Annotated in this window: 13 protein-coding genes; 12 read left to right on the top strand and 1 reads right to left on the bottom strand. The window is 52.5% G+C overall.

The window, feature by feature from the left end; all coding sequences use genetic code 11:
- Window position 1 precedes the first annotated feature (1 nt).
- From A8O25_RS13515 to A8O25_RS13480, 9 genes are all read left to right on the top strand, one after another.
- Window positions 2-766: a PspA/IM30 family protein gene (locus A8O25_RS13515; RefSeq protein WP_066835745.1), complete on the top strand. Its 765-nt coding sequence runs from the start codon at window positions 2-4 to the stop codon at window positions 764-766.
- Between the two features lie 427 nt (window positions 767-1193).
- Window positions 1194-1385 (top strand): hypothetical protein, encoded by a 192-nt coding sequence (locus tag A8O25_RS22985; RefSeq protein ID WP_153042746.1) that lies wholly within the window; start codon window positions 1194-1196, stop codon window positions 1383-1385.
- Window positions 1386-1487: 102 nt separating this feature from the next.
- Window positions 1488-2114, top strand: a complete 627-nt coding sequence (locus tag A8O25_RS13510) for a DUF1449 family protein (RefSeq protein ID WP_066835743.1) — start codon at window positions 1488-1490, stop codon at window positions 2112-2114.
- A 12-nt stretch (window positions 2115-2126) separates the two neighbouring features.
- On the top strand, window positions 2127-4298 hold the full coding sequence (locus A8O25_RS13505; protein WP_066835737.1) for a flotillin family protein: 2172 nt from the start codon (window positions 2127-2129) through the stop codon (window positions 4296-4298).
- A gap of 827 nt (window positions 4299-5125) precedes the next feature.
- Window positions 5126-5812 (top strand): hypothetical protein, encoded by a 687-nt coding sequence (locus tag A8O25_RS13500; RefSeq protein ID WP_153042745.1) that lies wholly within the window; start codon window positions 5126-5128, stop codon window positions 5810-5812.
- Between the two features lie 146 nt (window positions 5813-5958).
- A complete protein-coding gene (locus A8O25_RS13495; protein WP_066835732.1) occupies window positions 5959-6348 on the top strand; it encodes a hypothetical protein in 390 nt (129 codons plus the stop codon).
- Window positions 6349-6593: 245 nt separating this feature from the next.
- A complete protein-coding gene (locus tag A8O25_RS13490) occupies window positions 6594-11579 on the top strand; it encodes a DNA repair ATPase (RefSeq protein WP_066835730.1) in 4986 nt (1661 codons plus the stop codon).
- A gap of 148 nt (window positions 11580-11727) precedes the next feature.
- Window positions 11728-12654, top strand: a complete 927-nt coding sequence (locus tag A8O25_RS13485; protein ID WP_066835728.1) for a PD-(D/E)XK nuclease family protein — start codon at window positions 11728-11730, stop codon at window positions 12652-12654.
- 337 nt (window positions 12655-12991) lie between these two features.
- A complete protein-coding gene (locus A8O25_RS13480; RefSeq protein WP_153042744.1) occupies window positions 12992-13552 on the top strand; it encodes a hypothetical protein in 561 nt (186 codons plus the stop codon).
- A gap of 118 nt (window positions 13553-13670) precedes the next feature.
- Here A8O25_RS13480 and A8O25_RS13475 read toward each other — a convergent pair whose 3' ends face one another.
- Window positions 13671-14768, bottom strand: coding sequence for an FUSC family protein (locus tag A8O25_RS13475; RefSeq protein WP_066835724.1), 1098 nt, complete (start codon window positions 14766-14768; stop codon window positions 13671-13673).
- Between the two features lie 406 nt (window positions 14769-15174).
- Here A8O25_RS13475 and A8O25_RS13470 point away from each other — a divergent pair, with 406 nt between their 5' ends.
- The 3 genes from A8O25_RS13470 to A8O25_RS13460 all read left to right on the top strand — a co-directional run bounded on the left by A8O25_RS13470 (window position 15175) and on the right by A8O25_RS13460 (window position 18318).
- On the top strand, window positions 15175-16668 hold the full coding sequence (locus A8O25_RS13470) for a peptide MFS transporter (protein ID WP_066835722.1): 1494 nt from the start codon (window positions 15175-15177) through the stop codon (window positions 16666-16668).
- Between the two features lie 212 nt (window positions 16669-16880).
- Entirely contained in the window at window positions 16881-17273 is a 393-nt protein-coding gene (locus A8O25_RS13465) for a DinB family protein (RefSeq protein WP_082893634.1), read from the top strand.
- Window positions 17274-17370: 97 nt separating this feature from the next.
- The gene (locus tag A8O25_RS13460) at window positions 17371-18318 is read left to right on the top strand and encodes an alpha/beta hydrolase (RefSeq protein WP_066835720.1); all 948 of its coding nucleotides are present in this window, start codon (window positions 17371-17373) and stop codon (window positions 18316-18318) included.
- Window positions 18319-18390 lie beyond the last annotated feature (72 nt).

Genomic DNA, 18390 nt, shown 5'->3' with positions numbered 1-18390 from the left:
TATGAATATCTTAAAACGCATTTTTAAAATCGGCCAGGCCGAAGCCCACTCGGCGGTAGACCAGCTGGAGAGCCCCATCAAGATGACCGAGCAGGGCATCAGGGACATGAAAGAAGACCTGGACAAGAGCCTGCGCGCGCTGGCCGAGGTTAAAGCCATGGCCATCAGGTCCCGCAACGATGTGGAGAACTACAAAGCCAAGTCGCAGGACTATGAGAACAAGGCGGTGCAGCTCCTGCAGCGCGCCCACCGCGGTGAACTGGCTTCAACGGAGGCCGATAGACTGGCCGGCGAGGCGCTGGTGAAGAAAGAGGAGAACATGGCCCTTTCTGCCAGTGCGCAGGAAGACCAGCTCAAGTTTGAGAAATCTGTGGCGCAGATGGAAGGCAACATCAAGACGCTCAAGTCCACCATCAGCAAATGGGAGAACGAGCTGCGGGTGCTCAAATCACGGGTCACGGTGAGCAACGCCACCAAAACCATCAACAAGCAGCTGGCGCAGATTGACTCCTCGGGCACGGTGGCCCTGCTGGAGCGCATGAAAGAAAAAGTGGCCGTTGAGGAAGCTCTGGCCGAATCTTACGGCGAGATAGCCAACGAAAGCCGCACCCTAGACCAGGAGATTGACAAGGCCCTTGAAACCAGCACGGCCCAAAAATCAGCCAAAGAAGTAGAGGCGCTCAAGGCAAAGCTGGGCATCAACGCGGGAGCCGCAGACGCAGCTGCCGCTCCAGGAACTCCCGCTTCGCCTGAGCAGGCAGGCTAATGCGTTTTTCGCTGTTTTCTGAAAAACAGGCCGAAAACGGAAACGTCCGCCGGAGGCGAGCAGAGGGGGCAGGCGAATTTGTCTTCTACGGTTTGCTCTCCGGGAATTATAGTCCCGAACCCTTCTGTCGGGGAGTTGTAATCCCCGTTGCTAGCCAGTAGCAAAAGCGCAGGCCTGGAGATTGATAAATCCTCGACAGAGGACTTTCAATACTGCTGTTCGGGATTTCTAATCCCCGACTGAAGAGCGATGGCCCCCTGCCCTTCCGGATTGCAAATCCGGAAGGGCTTACTTTCCTCTTGAAAGCGAACGGACAAACCACAGAACCACCACCTGTTTTAGGGCTACTTTTTCAAAAACAGCCCCAAAACACACGCTTGCATTGACTCAGAACTCAGGACTCAAGACTCAGAACTCCTTTAACAAGATGGGAAAGATTGGATTTATGTTTTTCGCGGCGGTTGGTATTTGGGTAGTGACAGCGGGGAGTGGGGGATACCAGCAGCCGGTGGCGGTGTGGCCAGATTTTACGGAAGCCAAGGCAACGGTGGCCGCCGCCAGTGCAGAGGTGTGGCAGACGGTACTGCTGGAGCTGCTTCCGGCCAAGCTGCTTCCATAACAGGAACACCGCCGGCCGAGCCTGAAATTGTCCAAAAAAATCAGGAAAGCCCTAGGAAGTGCCTGGGAATTTGTAGATTTAGAAAGTGAAATACAACGGTGTATGGTAGAACTTGTACAAGCCTCTTTTGCGCCCGCCAACGTGCTGGCCACCGGTTTGCTCATTTTTGTGATGCTTTACTGGGTCATTGTGATTGTGGGGCTGCTGGACATGAGTTCCCTGGACGTGGAGGTTGAAACAGACATTGACGGAGAAGGCATTGGCGCAGTGGCGTGGCTCAACTCGGCACTGGCGTTTTTCAACCTGGGCCGCATCCCGCTCATGTTCTTCCTGTCGTTCTTCGCGCTGCCGTTCTGGTTTCTGAGTCTGGGCGTGAATGAGCTGCTGGGCACCCATGACAGCTGGCTGGGCTACACGTTTCTGCTGCCTATTGCCCTTGTCTGCCTTTTTGTAGCCAAGCTGCTCACCTGGCCGTTTGTGAAACTGTTTGCCGCCATGGAAAAAGAGCAGGCGCCAAAAACCACCGTCATTGGCCAGGTGTGCACCATCATGCTGCCCGCCAACGCCACCCAGATTGGGCAGGCCGCCGTGCAGACCAACGGCTCGCCGCTTTTGCTCAACGTGAAAACCACGCAAGGCCACCTTGTGAAAAAAGGCGAAACCGCGCTGGTGATTGATTACCTCCCAGAAAACCAATTGTATTTAATAGAACCATACGAATCTCTTTAACCCTCCAGTTTTATGTTTGAATCTCTTACTCTAGCCACAACCGTGATGTTGGCGGTGGTGGTGTTCGGTATCTTCATTGTCATCATCAAGATGTACCGCAAGGCCATTCAGGGCGAAGCCATGGTGCGCACCGGCATGGGCGATACCAAAGTCTCGTTCTCCGGCATCTTTGTGGTGCCCATTATCCACAAGCTGGAAATGATGGACATCACCCTCAAAACCATTGTCATCTCCCGCACCGGCACCGAAGGCCTGATTTGCAAAGACAACCTGCGCGCCGATATCAAGGTGAACTTCTTTGTGCGCGTAAACAAGACCGCTGAAGATGTGGTGCAGGTGGCCCAGAGCATTGGCTGTAAGCGCGCCTCTGACCCTATGGCCCTGGAAAGCCTCTTTGACGCCAAGTTCTCTGAGGCCCTCAAAACCGTGGGCAAGCACTTTGACTTTGTGGAGCTCTACCAGAGCCGCGACGAGTTCAAACGCCAGATTCTACAGACCATTGGTACGGATTTGAACGGCTACGTGCTGGACGACTGCGCTATTGACTACCTGGAGCAAACCCCACTCAGCAGCCTGAACGAGAACAACATCCTGGACGCCGAGGGTATCAAGAAAATCATAGACCTTACCGCCAAACAGAAGGTACAGGCCAACCTCATTGAGCGCGAGCGTGAGAAAACCATCAAGAAACAGAACGTAGAGGCGCAGGAGACTATTCTGGAGCTGGAGAAACAATTAGCTGAGAATGAGGAAAAGCAACGCCGCGAAATTGCCACCATCAAGTCCAGAGAAGCCGCTGAGATTGAGAAAGTACGCCAGGAGCAACGCATGATTGCCGAACGCGCTCGCCTGGCCACCGATGAAGAGGTACAAATTGCCGAGCAGAACCTGGCCCGCCAGGTGTTGGTAGCTGAACGCAGCAAACAGCGCACCGATGCCGTGGAGACCGAGCGTGTAGAGCAGGCCCGCCTGTTGGAAGCCAACGAGAAAGAGCGCATTGTGGCATTGGCGCAGATTGAGAAAGAGAAGGCCATTGAAGAAGAGCGCAAGAACATTCAGGCCATCATCAAAGAGCGCGTGGTGGTGGAGAAAGCCGTGGTGGAAGAGGAAGAGAAAATCAAAGACACCAAAGCCTTCGCCGAGGCCGAGCGTCTGAAATCTGTGGCCATCACCACCGCCGAAATGGAGGCGCAGGAAGCATTGGTGAAAGAAATTAAAGGCGCTGAGGCCGCCCGTCAGGCCGCCGAGTTCAGAGCCGAGCAGTTACTGATTGACGCCGAGGCCGAGAAAACCTCCGCCGCGAACCGTGCCCAAGCCATCAAAGTAATGGCTGAAGCCGAAGCCACCCAGGCTGCCGCTGTCGGTTTGTCTGAAGCACAGGTGATGGAAGCCAAAGCCGCCGCCCGCCAGAAAGAAGGCGAAGCTGAAGCAGTGGTAACCGAGCGCCAAGCCCTGGCCACCGCCAAAGCCATCCGCGCCCAAGCAGAAGCCCAGGCCGAAGCCGACGAGAAAATTGGTTTAGTCGCCGCCAAAGTGACCCAGGAGAAAGGCTTGGCAGATGCGTCTATCATTGCCAACCTGGCTGCCGCCGAAGAGAAACGCGGTTTAGCCGAAGCCCGCGTGAGCGGGGAGAAGTTTGCCGTGGAAGCCAAAGGCATTGAAGAGAAAGCCGATGCCATGAAGAAACTGGACGGCGTGGGCAAAGAGCACGAAGAGTTCAAGCTTCGTCTGGAGAAAGACAAAGCCATTGAACTGGCCCACATTGACATCCAGAAAGAGATTGCCGCGTCACAGGCCAGCGTGATTGCCGAGGCCCTGAAAGCGGCCAAGATTGACATTGTGGGCGGCGAGACCATGTTCTTTGACCAGATTGTAGGCTCCATCACCAAAGGCAAACAGGTAGACCGTCTGGTCACTAACAGCGAAGTACTGGGCACCGTAAAGGAGGCTTTCTTCCAGAAAGACAGCAACGGTCACATTGACTTCAAAGCCAACCTGCAGCGCTTCATCACCCAATTCGGCATGGACACCGAGGACGTACGAAACTTGAGCGTTTCAGCGCTGCTCCTGAAAATGATGCAGCAGAAAACCCTGGATGACGCCACCGCCAACACCTTAAAAGAACTGACCTCCACGGCTACCGCCCTGGGGCTGGGAGATAAGCCAGTGTATACGCTGAATTAATTTCCATAAAGTTTCCTCTCTTCCGTTTAGGGGAGAGGAAGCAGGAAAGCGTTTTGGAGCTGTTTGGGGGAAAAGAGGCCAGAAACAGGAGTTCCTATTAATCCCGCGTCATCCCTCTCTTTGTCATCCTGAAAGGATCTTGTGGGCGAACGGTAATAGCATTTACTAGAACGCTTTTCCAGTTCGCCCAAGGTTCTTTCAGAATGACAATATAAAATGAGATAACAGGAAATAAGCAGAAGCGCAGTTTAGAAGTTACCCGCTGTACATGCTGACGAATTGACAAACTGTTCGGGAGCTTTCCACAAGCTGACACAAACAATCTGACAAGCTGTTCGGGAGTTCTACTCCCGAACCTACCTGCTGCGGAGTTCTACTCCGCCGGGAACCACGGGCAAAAGAAGGGGAGTAGAACTCCCCGGCAGATTGCTTCCGGAGTAGAACTCCGGAAGAGCGGGAAGAGAGCGGGAAGAGCGAAGGGGCAGAGAGGACGGGCAGAATTCCAGTGAGGCGAAGGAACAGAACGGATGGAAGTAGGGAAAGTAGTAAAGCTTGCCGAAACAAAAATTAACTGCCATGCAGAGGAAGTCTCCTCCTAGGAGGGGTAGGGATGGGTTTCTACAAGCTGAACATAATCTTCAGATATCTGGTGTTTTTGGCCTGTTTTCAGGAAAACAGCAAAAACAGCAGGGAAACAAGTTGAAATGGTACTGCCGCTGAAAAATGAGGGAATTCCCTCAAAAGAGAAGGTTTTGTCTTTCGCCCTTCGGCGGAAATCAGTAATTTTATTTTCACAGGTAACATTATTGACTCTTACTTATTCGCGAATGAAAGCCTTATCCCTCTCTTTGATTTTCAGTGCTGTTGTCATGTCTTCAGGCATGGCCCAAACGCAAACCGCCGCCGCACCCAAACCAAAAACAGCCTATACCATTGCCCAGCAGTTCAACTCCTTGAAGTACAGGTCCTCGCCGTACAAAGAGTTTGGGCATGACTATAGAGTGGTTCGGGAAAGCGGACTGGAGGCTTTGCTCAAAAGCGTGCAGGATACCCTGAAGGCCCGGGAGGTCAGCATTAAAAACGCCGGCAAGGAAACCGCCATCAAGCTGGAGAAAACACAGCAGGAATTGGCCGCCCAAAAAGCCCGAGCGCAGGCCCTACAGCAGGACAACGCCCGCAAAGAGCAGCAGCTCCGGCAGATTGACCATGACATTTCCCACCTTTCGGTGCTGGGGCTGGACATGGACAAGCAGCTGTATGTGGTGGTAAGCATTGCCATTATCTTGGGTTTGGGGGCATTGGCCGCCGTGTTCGCGTTCATGTACAAAAACAGCAACAGCGTGACCCAGGAGAAGATTAGGGCTTATGAAGAGATTGACCAGGAACTGAAAGACCACAAAGCCGCTGCCCGCGAGCGCGAAGTGAAACTGAAACGCGAAATGCAGTCTGAAGCCAACAAAGTAGAGGAACTGAAACAGGAGTTGGCAGAGCTGCGCAAGCGGATAACGGTGTAGGGGCAAGCCGTGGTCACTTGAAGAATTGTCCAGATCGAAAGCCGACTAAAAGCTGATGAAAAAGTACGCCTTCCCGATACTCCCCCTTTGAAGGGGGTAGGGGGATGTTTACACAGGAGTGTCCACGCATTTAGAAACAGAAGGAAATGCATGAGAGGCTAAGAGTACTCGCCAATTACGGAATAAAAGGATACGGGATTACCTTTCTGTTGATGCTGTTTTTATCTCCTTTGCCAATGTTTTTTGCCCCAGTTGTCTTCAATTTTTTCCTCTGGAGGAAGTTGCAGTCACTACAGCCTTGCATAGGGCATAAGTTGCTTTTCATCATAATTGCACTCTTTACCACCTTGCTCTTTTTTGTGCAATTAGGGTATAGGGAGTATTATGGCAGCCAAAGTTGTATACTTCGTATTTCTGATTGGGATGCGAATATCAGTTATGTATCTACCATGATTTTATTTTCTCTTTTAAGCTGGGGCTTCGGAACGGCTTATATGGATAAAAGAGAAGCAGCAATGCGTAACCTACAGATGTAACATCCCCCTACCCCCTTCAAAGGGGGAGTACCGGGTAGTGTTGCAAAAAGTGAATTTTAAATCGCTACAGGTAAATAAACAGAAGAAGTCCCTGACCTCGTAGCGTCCGGAGGACCTGCGAGCGTCTCCACCAAACCCGTTTTGAGCCTGTTTTCCCAAAAACAAGCCAAAAACACCCACTATACCACATCACCGCTTACACCCGCCAAAGCGCAAAAGCCCCTCTAGGCCCAACCAGTACTAACATGAATACAACCACCCCAACTCCCAATCCCCCAGAAACCACCGCCCCCGTGCAACTGGAAGGCGGTACTTACGAAATCCTGCGCAACCGCCTGAGCAAAAGCGGCGGAGAACTGCGCGGTTTGCTGGACCAGCTAAATAACGAGCGGAAAGAAGTCTTTGGGGCGATTGAGACGAAGTTGCTGGCCACGGAGCGGGTGACCACAGAGCACAACTGCGTGCCCTATGACATGGTGCCTGTTGGGGAGCAGCTGTTGTTTGGGTACAACGTGCATTTGGGGCTTAAGACCGAGGTAGAGCTGAGCGATGTGTTCAGTGTGTACACCTATGAGAACCACCAGTTCCACCACCAGTCGCTGGAACTCATCAATCACGCCACCTTTCAGGATGAGTTTCAGAAGCTGTACAAGTACTACAAGAACACGCAGTTTGTGAAGTTCGCGGTGCAGGGCGTGCACCTGTTCATGGTGTTCCGCATTGGCAAGGGTGTGAATGACATTAAAACCTTTAAGTGGGCGCTGCAGGCAGGCAAACTGACCTACCTGGACAACCGCTCCGACCACGAGTACACCTTCCCGAACCAGCACGATTTCGCCTGGAAGCGCGTCACCCGCGAGGCGCACCGCAAAGGCAAGCACCCGCACATCTCCATTGAGGACAAGGTGTTTGTGGAGACCATTGGTGGGGATTTGACCATCAAGGTAGAGGACAACACCGAGACAGGGCAGGGCATTTACGCGGAGCCCGTAGAGGACAAAGACCAGACGCTGGACGACTCGGAGCTGTACTACGCCTTTATCGGCAATCTGATTTTGCTCAAAATCAGGCCGTACCGCGAGAACAACTACCGCTATATTGTTTATAATGCTAAACTGAAGGAGGCGCGCCGAATAGACGCCATTCAGGATTGCTGCGTGTTCCTGCCCGAAGACCAGGGCATCATCTACGCCTACGGTTACTACCTGCAGACCGGCGAGTTCAAGAGTTTTGACAACGGCTTGCAAGACATGCTGTTTGAGAAGCGCATTGCCTCGCCCAACGGCGAAGATTTTCTGTACGTCTTCTATAACAAACTGAGTGGCGTGTATCTGTTGCTCAGTTACAACCTGATTACCCAGAAGATTGAGAGCCCCATCATCTGCCACGGCTATGCCATTTATGAGAACGGCGAGCTTTGTTATTTTAGAGGCGATGAGGAACCCAAAAAACACCACGCCCTTCAGATTTGGCAGACGCCGTACATTGGCTCCAACTACACCATTCCCGTCACCAAAGAGAGTTTCCTGTACAAAATAGGTAACAAGGAAATTGTGCGGGCCATGGCCGAGTGTACCGAGATTCTCACCTTGGTCAACAAGGAGGATTCCTATGACAACCTGTACCTGGACCTCATCAAACTTACCACCGATTTGCTCGATAGCTATCACTGGCTGGACAAAAAGGAGACGTTTGAGCTGGCGCAGCCCCTCTCGGCCATCCGCCAGACGGCCACCGCGGCGGTAGAGGAATTTGAGAAGGTCATCAGCATCAGGAAAAGTACGCAGGCGCAGGTAGACCAGGTGCTCGGCACCGCCGATGCCTTGCTTTCGCGCCTAAAATTGCAGAGCAACGGCCACATCAACGACTTCGTGAAAGCGCTGGCCGATTTGCGGTCGGTGCGGGGTGAGGTGATTTCGTTGAAGGAACTCCGCTATGCGGATGTGGCTCGCATTGAACAGTACGAGACGCAACTGCAGAGCTTCAGCCAGGACTTGGCGAACCAAACGGTAGACTTCTTGCTGAAGCCCGATGCACTGGTTCCCTACGAACAGCGCGTGGCGCATATCACGGCGGGCATAGACCAGATTGCCAAAGTAGTGGAGGCCGATGCCACCGAGAAGGAAATTTCGGGCGTGAGCGCCGAGCTGGAGATGCTGATTGAGATTGTAAGCAACCTCAAGATTGAAGACGCCACCCAAACTACGCGCATCGTAGACGCCATTTCCACCATTTACGCATCGTTCAACAAAACCAAGGCTACCCTCAAGCGCAAGCGGCAGGACTTGTTAAGCTCGGAAGGTCAGGCCGAATTCAACGCCCAAATCAAGCTCATCAGCCAGAGCGTCATCAACTTCCTGGACGTGTGCGATACGCCCCAGAAATGCGACGAATACCTCACCAAGCTCATGGTGCAGCTAGAGGAGTTGGAAGGCCGCTTCTCAGAGTTTGACGCGTTTTTAGAAATAATAGCCGATAAACGCGAAGAGATTTACTCTGCCTTTGAGAGCAAGAAAGTCGCGCTGCAGGAAGCCCGCAACAAACGCGCCACCACCCTACAACAGGCCGCCGACCGCATTCTTAAAGCCGTACAAAGTCGACTGAGCAAGCTGGACACCGTGGCCGAAATCAACGGCTACTTCGCCTCAGATTTGATGCTGGAAAAAGTGCGCACCACTGTGGACGAACTCCTGGCCATGGGCGACACCGTGAAAGCCGATGCCATCCAGAGTCGCCTGAAAACGCTGCGCGAAGATGCCGTGCGCCAACTTAAAGACAAAAGCGAACTGTTCGTGGACGGGCAGAACGTGCTCAAGTTCGGCACGCACCATTTCACCGTGAACACCCAGCCGCTGGAGCTCAGCATTGTGCACCGTGACGACGCCATGTACTACCACCTCACGGGCACCAGCTTCTTCGAGAAAATCACCGATGAGCGTTTTGTGAGTTACCGCCCCGTGTGGGAGCAATCGCTCATCTCAGAAAATAATCAAGTGTACCGCGCCGAGTACCTGGCCTTCCAGATTCTGCAAGCCGCGCAACAGGCGAAGACCACGCCTTCTACAGCCGAAGCCTCAGAAGGAAGCCTGCACCTGTTGACCCTGGATGAACTGCACAAGCTCCGCACCGAGGAACTGACCGCGTACGTGCAGAAGTTCATGGCTACCCGCTTCAGCGAAGGCTACCTCAAAGGTGTGCACGACCATGACGCGGCCCTGATTGTGAGCGCCCTGGTGCGCCTCTTCAAGACTGCCGATTTACTCAGATATAAGGCCGAGGACCGCGCCGCGGCCCGCCTTTTTTGGGCTGTTTTCGCGAAAGAAGGTCAAAAACAGCTGTTCCATCACCAACTCAAAGGCGTGGGCGCCATCTTGCAGGTCTTCCCCGAAACGCACCAGTTTGATGCCATTAAAACAGACTTGCAGCGCGAGCTCCAGGCCTTCCAGCAGCAGACTGGTTTGCTACCCGAGGCCAATGCCGAAGCCGCCGGGGAATACCTGTTCTATGAACTGACCCGCGGCGACCATTTCATTTCCAGCGCGCAGGCGGCGGAACTGGTGCAGAACTTCCACCAGTACCTCACCGAAAAGAAGGCCTGGAGCTTGTTTGAATCTTCGGCCAAGGCGTTAGAAGAAAGCCAGATAGAGCGGTTTGAGTTGATGCAGCATTGGCTCAAAGCATTCCTGACGCAGGCCAGCCGCTCGGAGGATTTAGAATACGTGCCCGAAGCCGCGGTGCTGTTGCTGTTAAAAGAACTGAAACCAGCCCACCTGGTGCACGCCAACCTGCGCGAAACGCTGGCAGGCATGCAGGGCAGCCACCCGCTGTTGCAGGAGCAGCAGTATCCCTTGCATTTTCACCAGTTCCAGCAGAAACTTAGTCATTATGAAACCCACGTGGTGAGCCAGTACAAAGCCTTCCACGCACTCAAGCACCAAATGACGGTGGAGTTTGAAGAGGAGCTGCGCCTACAGGAATTCAAACCGCGGGTCATGTCCTCTTTTGTGCGGAACAAGCTGATTGACCAGGTGTACCTGCCGCTCATCGGCGCGAACCTGGCTAAACAGATGGGCACGGCAGGGGAGACCAAACGTACCGATTTAATGGGCATGTTGCTCTTGCTGTCGCCGCCGGGCTACGGAAAGACCACGCTCATGGAGTACATCGCTAATCGCTTGGGCATCATCTTCATGAAAATCAACGGTCCCGCCATCGGGCACCAGGTCACGGCGCTGGACCCCACCGAGGCGCCCAACGCTGCCGCCCGTGAGGAACTGGAGAAGCTGAACCTGTCCTTCGAGATGGGCGACAATGTGATGATTTACCTGGACGACATCCAACACTGCAACCCTGAGTTCCTGCAGAAGTTTATCTCCCTTTGCGATGCCCAACGCAAGATTGAGGGCGTGTACAAAGGCCGCAGCCGCACCTATGATTTCCGAGGTAAAAAAGTGTGCGTGGTCATGGCCGGGAACCCCTACACCGAAACGGGCGACAAATTCCGCATCCCAGACATGCTCGCCAACCGCGCTGACATCTACAACTTGGGCGACATCATAGGTGACACCGAAGACGTCTTCAAACTGAGCTACCTGGAGAACTCCCTCACCTCCAACGCGGTGCTTGCCAAGCTTGCGGCCAAAAGCCAGAAAGACGTGTATGCCTTGGTAAAACTGGCCGAAACGGGCGGCAAAGAGGGCATGGAGCTGGAAGCCAACCACACCGCCGCTGAGATCAGCGAGTACGTGGCCGTGCTCAAAAAGCTCCTGGCCATCCGCGACGTGATTCTGAAAGTGAACCTGGAATATATCCGCTCCGCCGCCCAAGCCGACGAGTACCGCACCGAGCCACCGTTCAAACTGCAGGGCTCGTACCGCAACATGAACAAGCTGGCCGAGAAGGTGATGCCCATCATGAACGACCAGGAACTGCACACGCTCATTCTCTCGCACTACCAGTCAGAGTCCCAAACCTTAACCACGGGGGCTGAGGCCAACATGCTCAAGTTCAAACAGCTCATCGGCGCAGCCACCCCAGAAGAAAACCAGCGCTGGGAAGACATCAAAGCTGCCTTTGTGCGGAACAACAAGCTCAAAGGTTTTGGTGACGGCAACCAGGTAGGGCAGGTGCTGGCACAGATGGAGAATATTTCTGAGGGTTTGGCGGGGATTAAGCAGGTGTTGGGGGAGAAGAAGGCAGAGCAAGTTCTGCCTAGCCCGCTCTCTAACTAAAGCCCCACCCCAACCTTTCCGTGGAGAGGGGCTTCACCGGTAATGCGTTTCGCTGTTTTGCTGAAAACAGCCCGAAAACGCTGGAAACAGGTTTAGGGGGCAATGGTATAATCACCAAACATAAGATTGTTCAGTAACAAAGACTTTCGTGCATAGCTTAGATATTATTCCGGTTGAGGCAATTCTGGAACGGGATATAGACTTACTATTATTGGTGGAACTGTCCTGTAACTCAGATTTCCTGCATTGGTTCCTTTCTACAACAGAACTGCCTGCCCTGCAGAAGTTGGAAGGCGTTTGGAGAAGTGTCTCAGCTTTTGGATTGGGAGAAACAGATATTCTGGTTTCTTACCTGTCTGAGAATGAAAAAATATACCTGTTGATTGAAAATAAGATTGACGCGGGATTTCAGGAAGAGCAGCCACAGCGATATCAGCAACGGGGGATAAAATATGTGGAGGAGGGGTGTTGCCATAACTATTATCCCTTGCTAATTGCGCCTGAAAAATACCTTAACACGCAGCTGGACTTCGGTAAAGCCCTATCTTATGAGCAAATCAGAAATTGGTTTAACGGGCGGGAAGAACCAAGATTTATGTTCAAGGCTACTTTGCTGGAGATAGCCATTGAAAAGTTGAGGCGTGGTTACAAAGCGGTGAATCATGTAGCAGTGCAAAAATTTATGGTGAGCTACTGGGAGAGGGCCTTGCAGCAATTGCCTGCACTACTGATGAATAAGCCAGAAGTGGTGCCCGCCGGAAGCGATTGGATACAACTTTCCAGTAAACTCTTGAAGCGCTTGAATATTATTCTATACCACAAGCTGGCAAGAGGACACATAGATGCCAGGCTGGGCAACTTTCAAGAAAGCCAGGTAAATGCCTTAAGGGCTATTCTACCACCTATGCTAGTGCTGGAGCAAACCGGGAAATCATGGTCCATCAGAAAAGAAACCGTAACCCTGGACAGAATGCAGGATTTTGCGGCGCAGTATGAAAAAGCGCAGCAGGCATTTGATGATATCAATCTGGTAAACCAATGGCTTGAGGCGAATAGCAACTATCTGGCTCCCTGATTTTTTAGGGCTAATTTATTCCTGTTTCATAATCAGGAACATGAGTTGTGTACTTAGCCTGGTACTTATGTATGCTGCTACTGTTGTCTCTCCAACACAACCGCAGAATACAATTTGAGTAAAAGTATACATGCGAGGTAAGATTCTTTTATTCATCATTGTTACTGTGCTGGCTTCATGCAAGACAAAGCAGGAACCTCAGTCTGACAAAGCCACTCCGGCCACTGTAGAAGACAGCCTGCCCAAAGATTCGGTTGCTACAAATGATAGTACTGAAAATCAGGTAGCTGAAACTGAAAAGGCGCAAGCACAAGCCTTTCTTTCCTTATTCAAACCTATGAACCCAAAAGGCTACCATGCCTACTCTCCAGAGTTCACTGGCGACATGAAGGTGAAAACCACTCAATTCAGAGGAGTGGCCATAGATGCGGAGAAATACCACGGTCTGCTCAATGAAAAGGCGGTTCCTTATCTGGAGAGTATTTTGAAAGGGTACGGCGGATTCTTCGCAATTGGCAAGTTTGACATCAACCCCCGGTACACGGGCCTTGTGGTTAGACAGCACAGCCAGTACAGTGATACCCAGGTTGCTTTGTTGCTCTGGGACAAGCAGAGAAATCAACTAATTAAAGGGCTGGAACTGGCAGATACTTTTGGAGACGCTGGCTGGTTTTTTGATACCGAGAGCTGGATTACAGAGTATGCTCCAAATGGAAAACTGGTGATTGTTTCCAGAACGAAGAATTTTGATCCTAATGAAGATTTTACCTCTGGTACGGTCACAGATTCTACCAAAGTGAGTAGGTTTAACGGTGGCAAATTTATCTCTACCACAACTGCTACTTCTGACACTACCAAGTATAAACTGAAGCGTTGGAAACAGTACAAGGCAGATTAATTAGTTGGAGTAAGCAAGGCGTTTACGCCAGCGTTTAAAGTGCAACAACTAAAACTCGGGCAATTTCAATCTGCTGCTTAACTAATTTGCTTTTCTCATTCTTACCGTCCTTACATTCTCAGGTAATAGGTGAATGGGGATCTGCTTGGAGCAGTTCCGGGTTTTGCTGTTGTGTTTCCAGAACAATGCGGCCTAAGTCGGTGAGAATGCTGCCCATGTCACGCAGAGTGAAGAGGGAGGTGATGCTGGAAAGGGTATGCAGGCAGAGATCCTGCTCTTTCTGGGCTTTCAGGATGGCCTCCGCCAGGTGTTTTTCATTTTCGGGGGAAGGCTGCATGCGGGCCTGGCCGTAGGCGGCAATGCAGCGGGCGGTGGCTTCAAGTGCAAGGTGCAGCTGCTGAGCGTAGGGTTGGTCCCGCCGGAAAACCTGATCTGCCCGCAAATCTACCAGGCTTCTACGAATGCCCCTGATCTGGATGGTGATGCGCTCCAGTTGCACAATGGTCTCGGTCAGATGGCTGAGCCGGACGCGCTGGTGGGTCAGCAGAGGGTTGTACTTGAGGCTCTGCTCTCCCAGCTTCAGGGTTTTACGGCAGTCTTCCGCCTCCTTTATGAGGGCATCAACTTCTGAACGGCCGGTTTTCCAGCGGGGGCCTGTAGTGTCTAGCAGAGCAGTAAGGGTAGTGAGGGTGGTGGCCGACAGCTCCGTAAAGCGTAAGATGCTCTTCTCTACGTCTGGTACCGCATTCTGCGGAACAATTAAAGCGTTTATGAGCACAGCCATGCCTGAACCCAACACCGTTTCAATAATTCTCTCAAAGGCGTAGGCCTGGTTGGTCTGCCCAAACGCCAGAACCAGCAATGAGCTGATGGCTACCTGTGAAATGATCTGCTGGTTCATCTTTAAGGCTTTGGCAATGGCCATACCAATGAAAATGACCAGGAAGATAGAGGCCGCGCCCACCTGAAACCAATGCCCCAGCAACATGCTGAGCAGTACCCCGCCAATAATGCCCACTATGCGCTGGGTGGCCTTGTCTACAGAGTCTGCCACCGTTACCTGCACCGTGATGATGGCCGCCACCGCTGCAAAGTACGGGTACTGCGAGTGCAACAGACCCGTAGCCACCCACCAGGACAGTGATGCCGCCAAGGCAGTTTTTACTATCTGCAGGGTTAACCCCCATCTACCCAGTATGTCTATGTACCTGTTCACGGGTTCTTTTACTTCTGGCGTGGCAATAAGTTAAGAAACCGGGGTGGCGGTGAATCAATGACAGATTTACTCCATTCCCACTCCAGGGTGTAAAACTATCACAATTTCTATCCTTACGCATTTGTCAACCCAAGTAAGAGCTAGACACATTGAACCCACCCCGCCCAGAAGAGGAATTCTCTGCAAAGACGGAAGAAATAAACTCTTATGAGGGGTAGGGGTGGGTTAGTACAGACAGACCAGAACTCCCTTGATGATTATTTTTTTCAGCCACCTTCTTCCGTTTCTAGCCTCTTTTTCACAAAACAGCTCCAAAACAGAAATCCTGTCGCCACTCTAAAATCCCGTCACAAACGTGTAACTTGTCAGGTCAATAACTGAATCAAAACTCCGTTTACCACCTGATATGGATTTAACTGAACCCCAGATCCCGGAGGCGCCTGCCTCTACAGGCCACCCCAGGCAGCTCTACATGCTTTTCTTCACTGAGATGTGGGAGCGTTTCTCTTTCTATGGCATGAAGGCCCTGCTACTGGCCTACATGATTTCTGAACTCAAGTTTGATGAACCCAAAGGCTACGCCATCTTAGGTTCTTACGCGGCGCTGGTGTATACCATGCCCATGTTTGGCGGCATGATGAGTGACCGGTTCCTGGGCGGCCGCAAAGCCGTGATGTACGGCGGTATTCTCATGGCCATAGGGCACTTGGTCCTGGCCTTGCCGCAGGACTGGAGTTTCTTCTACGGCATGGCCTTCATCATCTGCGGAAACGGATTTTTTAAACCCAATATCTCCAGCCTGGTGGGTACGCTGTACGCTGACAATGATCCGCGCAAAGACAGTGCGTTCTCCATTTTCTACATGGGCATTAACATTGGGGCCGCCATGGGCGGGTTACTCTGCGGCTATGTGGGGCAGCAGATTGACTGGCACTACGGTTTCGGGCTGGCAGGCATTTTTATGATTCTGGGGCTGGTGGTCTTTGCCATTGGCAAAAAGTCTTTGAAAGACAAGGGGCTGCCGCCTAACCCTGCTGATCTGAAGAAGCCTGTGTTTGCCGGTATCAGCAAGGAGGTGGTGATCTATGCCGCCACGCTGCTGGTCATTCCTGTGATTGTTGCCTTGTTCAACCGCTATGAGATCATGGACTTTATCATGTTCGGGCTGGGGGCGCTGAGTGTGCTGTACATTCTGTTCATTGCGTTTCAGATGGATGCCAGCGCCCGGTACAAGCTGTTTGCGGCGTTGGTGATGATTGTCTTCTCTACGCTGTTCTGGGCATTCTATGAGCAGAATGCGGGTTCTCTGAACCTGTTTGCCATGCGCAATGTAGACATGCACGTAGGCGGGGTGGAGCTTCCGGCGCTGGCCGTGAACAATTTTCTGCCGCCGGCCTGGGTGGTAATCCTGAGCTTTTTCTTTGCGTGGCTGTGGCCTGCCCTGAACCGGAAAAACATGGAACCCAACACACCTGTCAAATTTGGGTTGTCGTTTGTGCTGATGGGGCTGGGGTTTTACGTGTTCTACCTCAGCTCAAAAATGCACGCAGAGACCGGCATAATTCCGCTTTTCTCCTTTATTGCCGGCTACTTCTTCATTATCTGCGGCGAGATGTGCATTTCGCCCATTGGGCTGTCTATGATTACCAAACTGTCCCCGGCCAGGATTGTGGCCATGATGATGGGCATCTGGTTTTTTGCCAGTGCGGTAGGGGAGTTCCTGGCCAGTAAGATTGGCGCCATGATGAGTGTGCCAGAAGGGGTGGTTGATAATCCGGTGCTGTCCCTGCCGTACTATGCCCAGGTTCTGAACCAGATTGGTCTCTGGTCGTTGGGCATTGGGGTGGTGCTGATTCTGTTCAGCCGCGTGATCAGAAGCTGGATGGGCCAGGTGCGCTAGTTTTTTGTCAAAAGCCTGAGAAACGGGAGCGGGAAGTTGTCCTGCTCCCGTTCTTTTTTTTATCTTACCGCTACAAACTAACAGGAAACCAGAAGAAATATGGAATTGAACCACAAGCTACTGAGGCAGTTTGAGCAGGAGGCCGCCAATACCAGAAAGATGATGGAGCGGGTACCGGCAGAGCACTTTGACTGGAGGCCTCACCCCAAAGCATGACCTTGCGGCAGCTGGCCGCCCACGTGGCGGAGCTGCCCCGCATTTTTATTGCCCTGGCCTTACAGACCGAGGAGGTGGACTTTGCCAAACAGAAGCCAGCCCCTTTTACCGGTTCCACCCAGCAGGAACTCATGCAGTTGTTTGAAGACTCTTACCAAAGTGCCGTCAAGGCCTTGAATGACACCAATATTGTGGAGATAGCCAAGACCTGGACCATGCGTGCCGGAGACAAAGTGCTGATTTCCCTGCCCCGGCAGGTAGTGATCAGAACCATGGCCATGAACCACCTCATTCACCACCGCGGCCAGTTGAGTGTGTACCTGCGCCTGCTAGACGTACCGGTGCCGGGCATGTACGGGCCTTCGGCCGATGAAGGATTTGGTGGTTAAGCAGCGTTACAATTTTACATACACCTGCGGGAGCTGTTTTGGGGCTGTTTTTACAAAAACAGCCCCAAAACAGCTCCTGTACTTGATAAGCCTACTTATGAAACTGATTCTTGCAGGGCTGTTGCTGGGAGTTCTGTTTGCCTTCTCCTCTGCTTCTGTGTACAGCCAGACCAGACCCATGGAGCTTCCTTTGTATGAGGGTCCGGTCCCCAATGAAGTAGCCGGTAAAAATGAAGAGCATCTGGAGGTGCGGCCCAACAAAAGCCAGAGCATTACCAAGGTGAGAACCCCCACGTTGACGGTATTTCTGCCCGCCCAAGGCAAAGCCAATGGCACGGCGGTGGTGATCTGCCCGGGCGGCGGGTACGCCAAACTGGCTTTCAGCCATGAGGGCACAGACGTGGCCCGGAAGTTTGCGGAGCAGGGGGTGGCGGCCTTTGTGCTGAAGTACCGCCTGCCAGATGCCACGGTTTCCTCTAAACCAGAGGTGGCACCCCTGCAAGATGCCCAGCGGGCCCTACTGGTGGTACGGCAGCGGGCGAAGGAGTGGGGCGTAAACCCGGAGCGGGTGGGGATTATGGGCTTTTCGGCGGGGGGGCACCTGGCGTCTACCGCCGGTACCCATTTCACGCAGGCACAGGTGGCAAACCCGCAGAACCTGTCTGTGAAGCCAGATTTCATGCTGCTGCTCTACCCCGTGATTAGCGGTGACTCTGCCATGAGCCACAAAGGGTCTTTCTCCAACCTGCTGGGGAAAAAGCCTACCGCAGAGAAGTTAAGAGAATATTCAAATGAGCGGCAGGTCACCGCCCAGACCCCGCCTGCTTTTTTAGTGCACGCCTCTGATGATAAAACGGTTCCTGTTCACAACAGCCTTGTATTCTACCAGGCGCTGCTTCAGCACAACATTCCGGCAGAACTGCACCTCTACCAGAGAGGGGGCCACGGATTCGGGCTGAACAACAAGACGACCAAAGATGATTGGTTTGCCAGCTGCCTCCACTGGCTGGACAGTAACAGCCTTCTGGGCGGCACCAGGAAATAAGGGCACCTTTGTACTTCCTGTTTCTGGGCTGTTTTTCTGAAAACAGCCAGAAAACAGGAAGTACAAAATGGG

This window comes from Rufibacter ruber (assembly GCF_001647275.1).
Lineage (GTDB): Bacteria > Bacteroidota > Bacteroidia > Cytophagales > Hymenobacteraceae > Nibribacter > Nibribacter ruber_C.
Note: the sequence above shows the minus strand (reverse complement) of the source record. Positions and strands in the feature narration are given on the sequence as shown.